18 protein-coding genes are annotated in these 15,360 nt (G+C 40.3%); 10 read left to right on the forward strand and 8 right to left on the reverse strand.

Annotation, left to right across the window (positions count from 1 at the left end; all coding sequences use genetic code 11):
* The first annotated feature begins 154 nt into the window (after positions 1–154).
* Positions 155–403 (forward strand): hypothetical protein, encoded by a 249-nt coding sequence (locus PASHI_RS06735; protein ID WP_054560719.1) that lies wholly within the window; start codon positions 155–157, stop codon positions 401–403.
* A gap of 44 nt (positions 404–447) precedes the next feature.
* Here the strand turns inward: PASHI_RS06735 and PASHI_RS06740 are convergent, their stop codons facing one another.
* On the reverse strand, positions 448–1,098 hold the full coding sequence (locus PASHI_RS06740) for a tellurite resistance TerB family protein (protein WP_062565020.1): 651 nt from the start codon (positions 1,096–1,098) through the stop codon (positions 448–450).
* 182 nt (positions 1,099–1,280) lie between these two features.
* On the opposite strand from PASHI_RS06740, the gene PASHI_RS06745 reads away from it, so the two are divergent.
* From PASHI_RS06745 to corA, 5 genes are all read left to right on the forward strand, one after another.
* Positions 1,281–1,664: a hypothetical protein gene (locus tag PASHI_RS06745; protein ID WP_055021296.1), complete on the forward strand. Its 384-nt coding sequence runs from the start codon at positions 1,281–1,283 to the stop codon at positions 1,662–1,664.
* Between the two features lie 167 nt (positions 1,665–1,831).
* Positions 1,832–2,044, forward strand: coding sequence for a helix-turn-helix domain-containing protein (locus PASHI_RS06750; protein ID WP_054560716.1), 213 nt, complete (start codon positions 1,832–1,834; stop codon positions 2,042–2,044).
* 30 nt (positions 2,045–2,074) lie between these two features.
* Positions 2,075–2,689: a hypothetical protein gene (locus PASHI_RS06755; protein ID WP_062565021.1), complete on the forward strand. Its 615-nt coding sequence runs from the start codon at positions 2,075–2,077 to the stop codon at positions 2,687–2,689.
* Positions 2,690–2,717: 28 nt separating this feature from the next.
* The gene (locus PASHI_RS06760; RefSeq protein WP_062565022.1) at positions 2,718–3,947 is read left to right on the forward strand and encodes a serine hydrolase domain-containing protein; all 1,230 of its coding nucleotides are present in this window, start codon (positions 2,718–2,720) and stop codon (positions 3,945–3,947) included.
* Positions 3,948–4,068: 121 nt separating this feature from the next.
* Positions 4,069–5,025, forward strand: coding sequence for a magnesium/cobalt transporter CorA (corA, locus tag PASHI_RS06765; protein ID WP_062565023.1), 957 nt, complete (start codon positions 4,069–4,071; stop codon positions 5,023–5,025).
* A 60-nt stretch (positions 5,026–5,085) separates the two neighbouring features.
* Here corA and dps read toward each other — a convergent pair whose 3' ends face one another.
* The 3 genes from dps to PASHI_RS06780 form a co-directional block, all read right to left on the reverse strand.
* On the reverse strand, positions 5,086–5,604 hold the full coding sequence (dps, locus tag PASHI_RS06770; protein ID WP_054551887.1) for a DNA starvation/stationary phase protection protein Dps: 519 nt from the start codon (positions 5,602–5,604) through the stop codon (positions 5,086–5,088).
* A gap of 226 nt (positions 5,605–5,830) precedes the next feature.
* Positions 5,831–6,250, reverse strand: a complete 420-nt coding sequence (locus PASHI_RS06775; protein ID WP_054551886.1) for a CBS domain-containing protein — start codon at positions 6,248–6,250, stop codon at positions 5,831–5,833.
* A gap of 79 nt (positions 6,251–6,329) precedes the next feature.
* Positions 6,330–7,340 (reverse strand): substrate-binding domain-containing protein, encoded by a 1,011-nt coding sequence (locus PASHI_RS06780; protein WP_062565024.1) that lies wholly within the window; start codon positions 7,338–7,340, stop codon positions 6,330–6,332.
* 167 nt (positions 7,341–7,507) lie between these two features.
* On the opposite strand from PASHI_RS06780, the gene PASHI_RS06785 reads away from it, so the two are divergent.
* Together PASHI_RS06785 and PASHI_RS06790 are read left to right on the forward strand one after the other, a co-directional pair.
* Complete coding sequence (locus PASHI_RS06785) at positions 7,508–8,311, forward strand: LytR/AlgR family response regulator transcription factor (RefSeq protein WP_062565025.1); 804 nt, start codon at positions 7,508–7,510, stop codon at positions 8,309–8,311.
* 82 nt (positions 8,312–8,393) lie between these two features.
* Positions 8,394–8,915 carry a cytochrome b gene (locus PASHI_RS06790; RefSeq protein WP_062565026.1) on the forward strand — a complete coding sequence of 174 codons (522 nt, stop codon included), beginning with the start codon at positions 8,394–8,396 and terminating at the stop codon, positions 8,913–8,915.
* Here PASHI_RS06790 and PASHI_RS06795 read toward each other — a convergent pair.
* On the reverse strand, positions 8,912–9,955 hold the full coding sequence (locus PASHI_RS06795; protein WP_062565027.1) for a GGDEF domain-containing protein: 1,044 nt from the start codon (positions 9,953–9,955) through the stop codon (positions 8,912–8,914). The two genes, PASHI_RS06790 and PASHI_RS06795, sit on opposite strands and share 4 nt — an antisense overlap.
* Positions 9,956–10,203: 248 nt before the next feature.
* Entirely contained in the window at positions 10,204–10,794 is a 591-nt protein-coding gene (locus PASHI_RS06800) for a LysE family translocator (RefSeq protein WP_055198399.1), read from the reverse strand.
* Between the two features lie 99 nt (positions 10,795–10,893).
* On the opposite strand from PASHI_RS06800, the gene PASHI_RS06805 reads away from it, so the two are divergent.
* A complete protein-coding gene (locus PASHI_RS06805) occupies positions 10,894–11,343 on the forward strand; it encodes an Lrp/AsnC family transcriptional regulator (RefSeq protein WP_062565028.1) in 450 nt (149 codons plus the stop codon).
* Between the two features lie 98 nt (positions 11,344–11,441).
* On the forward strand, positions 11,442–12,251 hold the full coding sequence (locus PASHI_RS06810) for a hypothetical protein (protein WP_062565029.1): 810 nt from the start codon (positions 11,442–11,444) through the stop codon (positions 12,249–12,251).
* 24 nt (positions 12,252–12,275) lie between these two features.
* Here PASHI_RS06810 and PASHI_RS06815 read toward each other — a convergent pair whose 3' ends face one another.
* Entirely contained in the window at positions 12,276–12,977 is a 702-nt protein-coding gene (locus tag PASHI_RS06815) for a (2Fe-2S)-binding protein (protein ID WP_062565030.1), read from the reverse strand.
* Complete coding sequence (locus tag PASHI_RS06820; RefSeq protein ID WP_062565031.1) at positions 12,952–15,351, reverse strand: GNAT family N-acetyltransferase; 2,400 nt, start codon at positions 15,349–15,351, stop codon at positions 12,952–12,954. The genes PASHI_RS06815 and PASHI_RS06820 overlap by 26 nt, the downstream gene beginning before the upstream one ends.
* Positions 15,352–15,360 lie beyond the last annotated feature (9 nt).

The raw sequence follows: 15,360 nt of genomic DNA on the forward strand, positions 1-15,360 counted from the left end.
AACTTCACTGCCTCTATCGATAGCGAAAGTATCATCAATTGAATAGCGTTGTGTCAATTTTTAGTCCAAATCTAAGCTACTCTAAGGGCTGTTATTCGCACCCTGTTTTTAATCCTGCTATGCTACGCCCATTAGCAATCACTGAGTATTTGAGATGATTAACGATAACGATGTAATTGAAACATTAGACGAGTTAGAAACATTTTTACGCCTAGTTGAAACTGGCGGTTTAGGGCTTGAGAATGTAACAGGTGTTGCCCTTGCAACCAATAATAGTGATGGCCGCCCATTTATTGCGGTACTTGATGATAAACATCAACTTTTACTTGGCCGTTACGTGACTAGTGAAGTGTATGAAAACGGTAAAGATATGGTGCGTTACGGCACTAAAAAACCGCATTAATCATTACTGGTTACGAGTTAAAGTGGGGCGAAGACGCCCCATTTTTATTGGTATTCGGCAAGCTCTCTGTGAATGCTCATTACCAGTTCATTAGGAATGCATAATTGGTTAGCGAGCGTGTCTAAGTAGTGTTTAGAAATAGCTTGGTTTAAATCAATTGCGCTGGCACTAGCTGCATATACTTCAATGCCCATTTGTGCGTTAGGCACAGCGGCAATCAACTCTGATAGTTGCATTGGTTTTCTTAGCTCATCAAACAGCATGGCCTTTTCTTGCACAGACAATTGCGTTGTTTCTACTTGTGCGAAGATTTTTTGTCTTTCTGTTTCATCAATGTGGCCATCAGCATAGGCGGCTGCAATCATAGCGCGCATCAGTAATAATTGCCCATCACTGTGATTATCGTCGATGACATCATTAAATGACTGCTCGGGCAGCGTGGCTGGGGTAAAATCAAAACCACGAGAACTAGTTTGCTGAACTGGAGCCGCTTTTTGTTCTGAGTATTGTTTATAGGCTTTCCAAGCAAGGCCACCGACAGCAGCAAGCGCACCATATTTTACGGCTTTTTTACTGCTCTTTTTACTTTTTCCGCCCATTAAGCTCGTTAGTCCGCCGCCAGCAACGCCTCCTAAAAAACCACTCAGCGCACCTGATTTATTTAAATTACCCACTAACTTTTGTAAGTCTTTCATTGTTCTCTCCTTGCAGTTATGTGCCCAGACTAGGTGATTTAAAATGAAAAGGAAACGAGATAAATGTTACAAAACACATCAGGTAACAATTATCTGCTTTAGGTACTTATCTTTAGCTTGCTTAAAATACACCCAGTACTATAAGTTAGGGTTTCTGTTTAATTAATAATAAGGAAAAACTCATGGCAGATAATTACACACCACCTGAAGCAAGCCTTCAGATGGCATCTGAAAATAACTCAGGGCAGGGGAAGGTAGACGATTTACCCGAGGGCATTAAAGGCTTTAGTTGGGGCGCTTTCTTGCTAAGTTGGATTTGGGCAATTGGCAACAGCACTTGGATTGGCTTATTGGCCTTAGTGCCTTATGTTGGTTTTATTGTGTCGATTTATCTGGGTTTTAAAGGCCGAGAAATGGCATGGCAAAATAAACGTTGGGATAGCGTTGAGCATTTTCAACGAGTACAAAAACAATGGTCATTTTGGGGCGTGTTGATCATTGGTGGCATATTTTTATTGGGTATTGTAGCGGCGATAGCTATCCCTGCTTACCAAGCCAATGTCTAACTTATAAATAGAGCGAAAAGCCAGTATTTACTGGCTTTTTTTATGCCTGAAATGGTCAAAATATGGGTTTAATTACTTACTGAGTTATTATGTTTATCATTCTTTGTTTTATGATAATCGTAAAATAAAGTTTGACAATCATAAATCCGCTGTGTACTTTTTAGACTATGAAAATACGAATCAACCTAGATATAGAATTGGCAAAGAACAAAATGCAGCTGAAAGAGCTATCTCAGCGCATTGATATTTCTATGACCAATTTATCATTACTAAAAAACGGAAAAGTGAAAGCGATCCGCTTTAGTACCCTTGAAGCTATTTGTGAAGAGCTTAATTGCCAACCCGGCGATATTTTGGTGTACGAACGCGATAGCGAATAACTTTCAACGCAACAGGATTTTGGAGGGCATATGCTCAACCGTGACTATTTACTACCCGGCATAGCAGCAGGATTACTCGCTGTCATTTTTCCCATGTACTGGATTTCAGTATTTGGCGAAACACTCGATGGCTTAGGAGAGGCGCTTAAGCTTGATTTACAAAGCTTAAATTTTTCAGACCTTGTGTTCGTGCTCATCGGTGCACTTGAAATTTACGTGTACCTGAGTTTACGCAAGGCACTAAAAGATATGTTTGATGTTGAAGGTGTACGCATACTGTTATGTGTGTTGGCGGTGTTGGTATTAGCTTTTCATGCCACTGTGTTATGTGATGTTTATCTTGCCGTAGCAGGTGATAAAGCATCGAATGATGTAGTAGAAAGTATTTCAATTATTGCCATGGTGGTCTCGGCTGGGAGTTTAGGCTTGTATGCCTTAGTAGGTTTGATCACAGCCGCGTTATTACTAACAAAGCGCCATGGAATGTCATCGTTGCTAACGGTGTTTTCTATCCTATTGTTGCTAATGTGCATCTTACAGCTAACGGTGATTTTTGCTTACTTGAATGTGTTTTTATTCCCAGCAGCATTATTAATTTTAATGGTGTTCTTTATCAAAAAACCTGAGCAAATCGAAGTGATTTAACAGCGCTTTGTAACACAAGGAATAGGGTATGAGCTGGTTTAAAACGATTCTGTTAACGCTATTTTTGTCATTTGTTTGGGCTGCTACCTGTGTATATGGTGGTGTCAGTGGTTGGTTTTTAAAACCCATTGCCGAAACGGGCAATACTGAGCAATTTATTGCTAATAGTCAGGTACTGATTGCCAACAATCACGCAAACATTGCTTATGTTTTGATTGAAAATGGCCAAGTGGTTTTTCAAGATTACTCAAAAAGCAAAGATGAAATAACCGCAAATACTCTGTTCCCAGTGGCGTCACTCAGTAAATTTATTACCGCCTATGGCGTGATGACTCTGGCAGAGCAACAACAAATTCGTTTAGATCACGCGATTAATGAGCAACTGACGGGCTGGCAGTTACCTGATTCAGAGTTTGGTAATCAAACTGTTAGCCTTGCTCATCTGTTGTCTCATACTGCGGGGCTTGGTGATGGTTTAGGCTTTGCTGATATTGAGCTAAATGAAACCGTACCAAGCTTGCTTGCGTCGCTAAACAAGCCGCTATCATCAACGGGTGTGCGGGAAATTAAAGTCACCAAGCCTGTGGGCGATTTTCAGTATTCTGGGGGCGGCTATTTGATGCTTGAGCTGCTGGTAGAAGAAAAAACGAATCAACGCTTTGCAACTTGGATGGCTGATAACGTCTTTAAGCCAGTCAATATGACTGATGCTAGTTACGATGTACTCACTGAGTTAGATAACATCGCACCTGCTTATGATAAAAGCGGGCAAGCTGCGGGGCATTTTCAATACGCATCGGCAGCGGCAACAGGCTTACTGGCAAGTAGCCATGACTTAATCGCTTTAGTGCAAGCATTAACATCACCTCAAACAGGGCAGTTAAGCCCGCAAATGATCAGTACCATGCGAGCGCCTTTGGCAATTAGCTTAGGCGCACCAATTTGGGGGCTAGGTACCATGCTTTATGCACCAACAGCATCGGGAGATTTTGTGTTTGGCCATGATGGCGCGAATGAGCCAGCAATAAATAGCACACTTCGCATCAACCCAGATAACAATGATGCAATCATCGTACTTAGTAGCGGCGGTGAACATATTGCATCAAAGCTCGGTTATGAATGGACGCTTTGGCAAACCGGTTACCCCGACTTTTTAGCGTTTGATGTTGCCTTGCAAAGTGCTTTTGTACCTTGCTTAATAGGCCTTGGCATTATCTTGATAGGTGTGCTTTTGGTGCGTTTCAAAAAAGCGAAATAAGCAATTGATGTTAGGTTTAAATTATTTTTCTGCTTTACCCTGTAATTAGTAGCATTGTCATTGTTCATTAACGTGAACAGCTATAGTATTTGCTTTACATTGATTATTCAGGGTAGGGCGCATGTTACGATTTTTTTCTATAGACCAAGGTGTGATCACAGAAACTGAGCCAGCTGTTGATACACCGCTTGTTACTTCTATTAAAAATGCCCACTGGATTGATACCATAAATCCGACCGAAGAAGAACGGCAAGCGCTGGCAAGCACGCTTAATATCACCTTACCCGGTGCTGATGATGTTGAAGAAATCGAGGCCTCTTCCCGTTGTTTTATCGACCATGAAGGCTTGCATGTGCATGCGCTTTTCATGTCACCAAATGAAGGGCGCTTTAATACGGTAACCGTGGCTTGTTTACTACAAGACAACTGCTTGCTGACAATCCGCGATGATGAACTAGCCGATTTTCGTCTTTTACGATTGCGTGCTCGGAAAGGGCAGGTAGCGTGTGATAATCCAAAGCAACTTTTGGTGACTTTATTTGACCAAAAAGTCGAAAACCACGCTGATATGCTTGAAGACATGCATCACCAGTTAGAAAAACTCAGTGCCTATGTACTTGAAGAGGATGACTCAGACTTAGAAGAAGCTGTTAGTCGAATTTCGCGCCTTGAAGATAATAACGGTAAAGTGCGTTTATGTTTGATGGATACGCGCCGGAATATCTCGTTTTTACTGCGCCACCTAGGAGCGCCGACAGAAGACCGCGAATCACTACGTGAAATTGTACTCGATATTGATACCCTTATGTCTCACTGTACATTTTTGTTTGATAAGGTGAATTTTTTAATGGACTCGACTCAGGGTTTTATTAACATCGAACAAAACCAAATTATAAAAACCTTCTCTATTGCCTCAGTGGTGTTTTTACCGCCGACCGTTGTCGCCAGTATCTATGGGATGAATTTTAACAGCATGCCTGAACTGCAATGGGCATGGGGTTACCCGTTTGCAATTGGCATTATGTTGCTGTCTGGCTTTGCACCTTACTTGTTCTTTAAACATAAAGGTTGGTTGTAACAAAGCATAAAAAAGCCCAGCAAATGCTGGGCAAGGGGTCTTCGGATAGACCTAGGGGGTTTAACCTTTCAATTCGCCGGTAGACGATTCGATATGTGCACGAACAAACCATTGGAATTGTTCTAAGTCAGCCAGTTGGCCGGTGATCATATCTTCAGAAACTGGGTCTAGCTCACCAAGCTTATCGATAGCTGCACGGTGGTCTTTATTAACACCGTTATACACTTTATCAAGCGCTGTTAGGTGGTCAGTAACTAAGCCTTTACCAATTGAATAATCTTGCCAAGTACGGCGTTCTACAATTGATTGTGGTGTGCCAACAGGTACGCCGCCCATAGTTGCAATACGCTCTGCAATCGTGTCAGTCATCTCTTGCACTGCGCTTACTTGCGGGTCTAACATTTCGTGTACACCAATAAAATTAGGACCAACAACATTCCAATGAATGTGTTTTAAAGTGAGGTGTAAATCGATTAAAGCGACCATGCGCTGGTCTAGAATAGCAATCGTGTCAGCTGCAGCTTGGTCTTTAACACCAGGTGCTGTAAATTCTGCGATTTTTGATGATGAATTACTCATTACTCCTCCGAGATTATCTATAAATTTCCTTTCGCTTTTAAATTAAAAAGCGTGTGTAGTTATATAGAAGCAAGCGTTGTGCCTAAAATGGATTTTTCCTTAACCTTATGAATTTAAATGTTTAATTTAATTTTGTTTTGAGGTGGGGAGGTTGTGGTGAGGTATGAGTATGAAAACTCTGCACACCTTCTGTAAAAAATTCAGTGTGCAGATACAAAGTTACGACTTAAGAAAGTAATGCAGCCGCTAAACGAACAAAGTCAGATGAAGTTAGAATGCCCACTAGGTTATTATCTTTATCAACCACAGGCATGCAGCCATGACGGTTTTCAACAAAAAACTTAGCAACTTCGTGAAGCGGTTGCTCTGGCGAGATACTGGTAAAATCGGTAGCCATAATATCAACTACTTTAGTTTGCTTTTCTTTGCGTTCAAGGGCGCTGGCGCTGTAATTAGCCATGATATTCATTACCTGAGCAATCATGATTTTTTGCGTTAACATGCCAACTAAGCCACCGTGCTCATTGATCACTGGAATATGACGGACATTCTTCTCTTTCATTAGATTATGAGCATCATGCAGGGTATTTTGCGCACTTATGGCGAATGGGTCTGGCGTCATCAAATCACTAACTAGGTGTGTCATGGCTACATCCTTACAATTAATCAAGTTGTGGTAAGTCTAGCGCTTATCGAGTTAATTGCACTTTAGTGAGATCAAAGTTTTAGTGATTAACGGTGCAAGTACCTGCATTATTTTGCTGACAATAATGAAAGTCCAAATAATAGTGAGACTTAGCTGGTCGTTCACCTTTAGTGAGGTATTGATACATCAATTCTGCAGAAAGTCGGCCCATTTCAAATGGGTTTTGACCAATATTGGCCGATGATAATCCTTGCTGTAATACTTCTAATTGCATTTGCTCAGTATCAGCAGAAACGATCACCACCTCTTGATTGGCAATGCGTTGTTTATGTTTAGCAATCACGTTTGCATAGTTAGAGTTAAATTGAGCAAAACCCGCTACCGCTAAAAATAGTGGTGGATTTTCAAGGTTAAGCAGTTTGTCGAGTTGACCGAGGGAGACTTCTCGCTTGCCTAAGCTATATAAAGGGCATCGATCAAACTCACTCCAGCCATTTTCACCGCTTAAACGTTTATCTTTTTGCCCAGATAACGCATAGCGAACACCTTCAATGCGCTTGTTTAAATTAGGTGTTGTTGAGTGCCCTGATTGAATACAAACTTGGTTATTTTCTTTGTTGGTGAATTTTTTTAATTCGTTACCTAAGGCCACACCATAGTCAAAATTATTGGTACCCACATAGGCTAAACGGTACTGCTGATCTTCCTCAAGCAGATCAGAGTCAAAAGTGATCACAGGAATGTTGTTATCTTTAAGCTTTTTTAATGCTCTTTCAACAAGGTAATTGGAATCTGTGGTTGCGATTAATAAACCACTAATGTTGTTTCTGCGAACTAGGTCGGTGATCACTAATACTTGCGTGCGAATATCTTGAAAGTCTTTGGGGCCGTCGTAAATACATTCAAAATCGAGATGCTGTTTTGCAAATTGCTCACACCCTTTAAAGGCTTGCTGATAAAAGCTATCGTTTTTGGTTTTACCCACAACAGCTACCACATATTTAGCCTGAATTGGCAGGGCAAAAAGCCAAAAACTGGCACACAAAAGTACCCAGTTTAATTTAAAATTTAATAATACTTTTAAAGGCATAGCACTACATATTGCAAGTTAAGTATAAGCACGAGCTAATTATAGTGGCAGAGTTCGAATTTACCAGTCAGCATTTGCATCAATCAACTGGCTTTAACATATAATGAAAAAGCCTTTTTAGGGAAGCGGCTATTTTTGCTACCTTTTATGACTCAAATGGAGTGGCTATGAGCATATATAAATACTGGCAGCAATTAACAACACTTTGGCAAAAGGCCGCTTTTTTATGGGGGGCTTTTTTTATTCTATTTAATGCATATTGCTTTTTTTGGCGTCATTTAATTGCGGGAGGCCAATATCAGTTTATTGACTCACAAATTTTTTGGCTTAAAGAGTGGGGGGCTTTATGCGCTTTAAATATTGTTCTGGTGGCTTTTGTTGATTTAAAAGCCAGAATTAATAGCAACTTATTTGTTTTTATTATTACGTGCGCAGTGACTATTTGTTCTTTGGTGATGTTACGTATTTTTGTTGATTACTCTTTTTATGGCTATGCAATTGCGGCTTCATTCATTCAGCTTTTACCAAAGTACTTAATCGCATGTTGTTTGGTATTGGCGTTATGGCGAGTATGCAGCATGTCGCTCTTGTCAAAAGCAAAGAACGACAAGCCTGAGAAAGGTCTATCTGAATATATTGAAATAAACCATAAAGGGGTTGTTAAGAGACTCACCCCAGAATCAGTATTATTTATTAAAGCTGCCGGTAACTATGTAGAAATACAAACATTAACCGAATGCTTTTTAAAAAGAGATACCATCAAAAACATTCAAGCTCACTTACCTTGCAATGAATTTAAGCAAGTGCACCGCAGCTACCTTGTAAATTTAGCCCATATTGAAGATTTTAATCTTCATAAAGCAAATGCAACTTTAAATATGAAACTAGGGTTTAGCATTCCTGTTAGCAAAACTTTTAAACCAGCATTAGCAAATGTATTAAGTGAGCCAAGTGTATTCGTCACAGAATGAAGGGTTTCGTCACAATCTTATTTAAAACAAAAGCTTAATCTTTACTATTGAGTCATGAAAACAGTTTTTAAGGATAAAGTTCATGACAAAAAAGACACAGAAAACACATAAGTTACTGCATTGGCTCAGTGCGCTATTAGTCATTAGCGTACTTGTTTTGGGTTACTACATGACCTGGGTGACTGACTACAGTTTGTATCATTGGCATAAATCAATTGCGGTGATCATTGCCGTCGTCTGGCTGTTAAGAATAGTTTATAGGCTCTATCAGCCGTTTCAATCTACTGTACAAACAAGCTTAACTAAGTGGTTGCATTTATATCATTGGGGCTTGCTAATCTTGCTAGCTGTAATGTTACTGTCAGGTGCTTTTTATAGTGGTTTCGGCGGCTTTGGTATTGCCGTTTTTTCATGGCAGTTAGTGGCTAGTAATTATAACGAAGCGGGTCAGGCCGTTGCGTCAAGCGCCTGGTTAAGCGATTTTGGCTGGCAAATTCATATTTTATCTGGCTACGTGCTATCAGCTGCTCTTTCAATCCATATTTTAGCTGCGCTTAAACATCACTTCATAGATAAAGACGCGACCCTAAAGAATATGATTTAAGCGTTTATTTTAATTTGGTTTCGACCATTATCTTTCGCCTCATAAACAGCTTTGTCTGCGCGGTTTACTAAGCTTTCAAAGCTGTCATTTGACTGCCAGTTGGTTAAACCAAAGCTAGCGGTGACAGGTATACGGTGCTCTTGATAAGCTATTTGACTGCCTTCGATGGTTTTACGAAGGCCTTCTAAAAATTGTGTCGCTGACTTGATGTCGGTAGCAAAGAACAACAGTAAAAATTCTTCACCGCCGAGCCTGCAACATAAGTCTTCTTTTTTCAAATGGTGTTTCATTAGATCAGAGAAAACTTCGAGTACTAGGTCACCGCCATCATGCCCATAACTATCATTAATACGTTTGAAGTAATCAATATCAACAACACAAGCAAATAAGCTAGAAGTTTGGCTCGGGCTGAATAGTTGCTGCTGTTCAATAATGAATTGTAGTCCGCGGCGATTGTAAAGCCCGGTAAGTGGATCTTTTAAAGACAGCTCCAAATAGCGTTTTTTTTCATCCACTAACAGGGTAGTGATGAGACCAAGGCCAGTCATAACAAACACGGTTGCATGGGCAATAACCGTGAGAGAGTATAAGGTCGCTAAGTTGTGTTCATGGGTAATAATACTCAGCTGCGAAATAGGCACTAAAAGAAGAATACACTGCGCCATCGACAACACTGTATTACCTATGTTCTTCTCACATACAGCACGCTTTGTTGTGTAGTAAATAAGTGCAGGTAGAACGCTTAGCGTAAAACAGGCTTCAACAAGGGCAAGTTGATTTATATTTTGAGTAAGGAGGGCAAATACAGAAAAAATAGCACCATGCGCAATGATTATCTTATTGAAGCGGCTGGGTTCATCATGGTTATAAATGGATAATTGCAGTAATGTCATGGAGATCATATAAATCACCACACCAGAACGAAAACTTGGCGTAAGGTCTAATAAGTCTTGGATCCAAAGCCATGCAAAGCCAATTACACCAAGGTAAAAAAACAGGTTAAATAAGTAAATCGAGCGGTTATTAAAACTACTGCGCATCAGGCGCGTGGCTATAATGGAGCAGGTTACTACCGTAATGAGTAAGAAGACAAAAAAGCCGTGGTAAAAGTAATTCTCTACGTTACTAGCCATGAGTCACACTGAAAAGCTCTAGGTAAATAAAGCTTAGCACAGGAAAAATTACTCACCTTTAAATCCTATCTATGATTCAAAAATGCTTTAATCGTTAGTTCATTTATTGATAGCTAAGCTTTCAATACACTACTGCCAAGCAAAATTTGCTCAAATTAAAACAAACTAAACATCACTGAAGCAATTAATAGTATTGCCATTAGGTAGTTAAATGCTTTTAAGCGCTTTGGGCTGGCAAGCCAGTGTTGCAGCTTTTCGCCAAGTAAAGTCCACGAGCTGACACACGGCAGGTTAATTAAGCCAAATACGAGGCTTACGATTAACACTGAGGTGAGGTTTTTGTCTGGGGCATACAAACTAACCGCGCTTAATGCCATTGCCCACGCTTTTGGGTTCACCCATTGAAATAGTGCAGCCTGAATAAAAGTAAATGGCTTACTTTCACTACTGGCTTTTTGTTGTGCGTTACTTGTGGCAATTTTAAACGCCAGATAGAGCAAGTAAGCAATGCAAAAAACCTTTAATATCAAATAGCTTGGAGGGAATAAGTCAAATAGCTGCATGATGCCAAGGCCCACCAAAACCAGCATCAACATAAAGCCTAGCGTCACGCCAAGTAAGTGTGGTGTGGTTCTTTTAAAGCCAAAGTTAGCACCTGAGCTCATCAACATTAAGTTATTTGGTCCAGGGGTAATTGATGACACCAAAGCAAATAATGCCAAGGCTGTTAAAATTTCAAAACTCATCGCTATCTCTCCATTTGAATTGAGATGCAATTATAAGTTGTAATGCGCGCAATTTTTGCGCTTAATGTTGTTGTGTATGTTTAAGATTCACAATCAAAAATGAAAAAAGATAAAATTAACGACAGAATATTGCGTGAGCTTAAACGCAATGGCCGAATTGCCAATGCCGAGCTGGCAGATAAAGTGGGTTTATCGCCATCGGCATGCCTTCGTAGAGTGCAAGAACTAGAAAAGCTTGGGGTTATTGCAGGGTATCGGGCGGTTATTAATAATCAGGCTGTTGGCCTAGGTTTTATTGCTTATGTTGGGGTTGGGCTAAATGAGCACTCAACAGTATCTCAGCGAGCATTCGAACACGCTCTTGAGTTTATTGATGAAGTAAAAGAGTGCCACAATGTAACTGGCTCGTTTGAATATTTGCTGAGGGTTGAGACGGCGGATCTTAAGTCCTATAAAGCGTTTCATGCAGATGTACTCGGCTCAATTCCACAGGTACGAACCATTACCACTCATGTCGTGATGGAATCACCGAAGGATGAACGCGCTTAACAATAGAGTTTGTACCTTTTTTGTCATTAATTTATTGCGAGCTATAAGGCCTTAGTCTAGAATCTTCGCGTTAAAATAATAATATATAAGGAAATTACGTGAAAACGTTTAAGCCTTTTTTGGCGTTTATAGCTTTAGGTTTATTAGCAGGTTGTCAATCTACAACCGAAACAGGTGTATCGATGGCACGCTTTGAGAGCCCAGAGATCAACAGTGACCCCTTTCATTTTCGTGCAACCGTTGGTACAGATACAAGCAAGATCATTGCGAAAGATACCAGCGAGAGTACTTCAACGAGTACAGCGATAACGACTTCGATGAGTATGACCTTAGGTTATTCGACGGAGCTTACCGTAGGGGCTGGTATTGGTGGCGATCATGATTATGAAAAATATGCTATTAAACATCAGTTTTATGGCAGCCCTTTAGAATCGGCCGTCGAGAAAAACTTCTCTATGGCCCTCAGCCTTGGCTATATTCGCAGTGAAGATGCGGGGTATGGTCCACTATTAGCGGGTAATTATGATGACGATACCTATGATTGGGGTTTATCGCACGATACTTATGATATTGCACTTATTTCAGGATACCGATTAAGCTCAAAAGCCTTATTATACGGCAGTGTCTTTTATCAAAAAGGCACTATCGATGTTGATTATACCCAAATGTATTACCGTACAGAGGAAGGTGATGTATTTTTATCGGGTGCATGCAGTGATACGCCAGAGCAGTGCCTTGATTTTAGTGCTGATTACGACGGTCATAATGCTGGTGTCAGCATTGCACTTGAATATGCATTTACGCATTGGTTCGCTATTACAGGTGAAGCGGTTTATAAATCGATGAACTGGTTTGATCGCAGTGAAAGCGAGACTGCAGCAAATGTAAACTTTGAATTTAGGTTCTAGGTTCAGCTTTTCGAGAAAAAGGCATTAGCAATCGCTAGTGCCTTTTTTGTTTAACGGACAGTTAGCGCAATAATCAGCGGTTACAAGTTGGTAGTGTAAGCAGCAGGTTTTACGCATAAATGTCAGCTTATTGCTTTGATCACTAAAGCGATGTTTACCACATAGCTTTTGCCATGGTTGAAAACGCTTTGCTATAAATTCTATCGATTTCTCTGGCCAGCAAGCGATTAACGCTGCGTGGAAAGTATCACTTTGTAAACGTTTTAATAATCCTTTATTTAGCCTGTATTGCAATGGCACGTTATTATACCAAGCTTGCTGGTGGTCAAATAAATGATTGGCTGCCAGTTCAATCAAATCTGCATTATTAAAAGAGTCTTGTTGAGCCATGATATTTAAATTAGTCAAACCATAAATATGTGAGCCCATTACCCGCTGCTTAATATTGACCAGATCAGGAATGCAACCAAGGTGCTCTACACTGGCTACTAATAAGTAAATAACTTGCCAGCTCAGTTGTAAGTAGAGATTGATTGCGACATATCCCTCAGTAACATTTGCCCCTCTTAATTTTATAGCGTTAGCCAAATCGGTTAATTGCTTGCTAGTTAAACATTGACTACTAAACCATTGTTCATCAATTGTTGGAGTTAAGAACGTCAGCAGTGAGCACTGCTGACGTAAGGCTAACTCAAGCTTATTATGCTGTTGTGTTTGCAAGTGCATATTGCGCCAATGGGTTTTGTAAATCACCTGCATACTGCAAGCTTGAAGCTGGGTCGGTTATATCAACCATTTGTTGATTGTTACGCAGCTGTAAGCGGTTTAAGCAAGACAATGGGAATGACTCAGCAAATAAATCATGCTCAGCAAACTTGTCTTTTAGCGCTGGGTGGCTCGCCTGATACTGAACAATTGTATCGGCGACGGCTTGCCAAAATTGTTGTTCGGTCAAAAGGCCGTCAGTTACTAAAATTGCCGAAAGGTAGCGGAAGAAGCAATCGAAAATATCAGTAAAAATAGACAACACGGCAACGCCTTCTGGAATGGTTACCTTAATCCGCTTTATTTCATCATTCAGCTCGATATTACTATTTAATAAGGCAATTTCTTCACCAATGTCTTTAATGAATACGCCTACCGGCACATGATTGTTAAATCGAACGATGAGGTTTTCACCATGTGGCATAAAGACTAAATCATACTGGTAAAAACAATGTAGCAATGGTGTCATATAGGCCCGTAAGTAGTGGGTTAGCCACTTATCAGCACTGAGCCCCGATTTGGCAATTTTAGCACTTACAAATGAACGGCCTTCGCTATCGATATGAAGCAAACTTGCCATAGTGGCAAGGCTTTCATTCTCGTCCATGTATTGAGCGGGATTTTCACGCCAAAGAGCCGCCATCATTTTCTTATAAGGGTTATCGCCAAGCGCTGGATGAGTGTAATACTGCTCATCAAAGCCAAGGGTTGCGACTTCTCTTAAAGGTTGAAACTTCAGTGATTTTAAATAGCTATCTTGGTTTACTAAGTCGAACAACCATTGATTTATTGCTGGAGTTACTTTCATATAGGCGCTCGATAAGCCCCGCATAAAGCCCATATTTAAAATCGATAAGGCGGTTTTAACATAGCATTTGTGTGGTTTGCTGATGTTATACAGGGTACGAATTGATTGCTGCGGTAAATAACTATCTTGCGAATAGCCTAAGCACACAATGTGTTTTTGCGAGATATGATAGCTATAAACATGGACTAATTTGTTAAACCACTGCCATGGATGCATAGGAAATAACAGATAGTCACTTGGCTTTAAACCTTGCTCAGTCAGTGCTTTTTCAAAGCGCAAACGCTCAGCTACATCAAGCTCATCGGCAATCAAGCTTTCGTATTTATAATCATCGGTACTTTTAAAGGTGGTATGCTGTTTGTGGCACGCAAGCCATATTATTTGAAATGGGTTTGCGGCTTCTGGGGTATATTGGTGAAAATCTTGTGAGTTAAAACCAATGCGGCCATTGTTTGCAATAAAGCTTGGGTGACCCATGGTCATTTGGGTTTCGATCACTTGAAAATCTGCGTCTGCTAATTGCTGAGCGCTATAGCGATTATTTTTAAATTTAAATGCAAAGCCACTGAGTGTGCTCGCGAGTTCTTCGAGATAGGTGCCAAGCATTGATTTATCTATGTTTAACTTGTCATTACACTCAAGTACAAACGCGATAGCGTCTAATGGTTGGCTGTTGTTAAGCGCCATTTTAGTAATGCTATTTGGCTCAACTTGCAGGTGATTAAGCAACATAGGCTCACCTTTAAACTGATAGCTTTGTCCACCCATGGTATGCAACACATAATGGTTAGGTTTGTCACTGTCGTAGCTAAACAGTCGTTCGTGATAAAACTCACTGAGCATTTTGGCAATCAGTAAACGGTTTGCGTATTGCCAAGCCTGTTGGTCTAGGTGAGAATTACTGCTAGAGGGCGTTGCTTGTTGCACTGCAGGCCCTTGCTGTGAAGTGTCGAATCGAGACGAAAGATGCTGTAAGTAATTAAAATGATCTTTTTCTAAACTACCTAGTAATGCAGTTTTCTCACCTAATTTAATAACTTTATGATGGCTGAAACCTGCCTTTAAGTTAAGGCGATGAATTTTATGATTGGCTACATCTGGCTCCACAATCACTCGCTCACATGAGAGGGTATTAAACATAAACTCTAATACCGACTGCATAACAGCAAGGCTAAACCCTGCAACAGAGAACTGCTTTGGAGCAAGTAAAATATGCATGCCCAAATCGCCGTTTTTAAGCGCTAGGTGGTTCTCAAGTTTCAGTATTTGAGGTTTGTAAATTTCAATTAAAGCAATGGGTGTTTGGTTTATTTCAAGCAAATAGGCTTGTTGAGCCTCATCTTTATTGAGTGTTGTATAAAATTCTAAAATTTCTTCGGGTGAATGTTCCATTGCTCCCCAAAACTGGGCTTGGGGGTGTTTAAGCCAAGGGGTAATAATCGTTAGATCGTGTTCAGGGTTTAATGTTCTGATTTTTACATCACCAAGCAAAGCGTGCTTGATAGGAGTTTCAGTGATGTTTTTCATAATTGTATT

The sequence above is a fragment of the Pseudoalteromonas shioyasakiensis genome (genome assembly GCF_001550135.1).
Lineage (GTDB): Bacteria > Pseudomonadota > Gammaproteobacteria > Enterobacterales > Alteromonadaceae > Pseudoalteromonas > Pseudoalteromonas shioyasakiensis.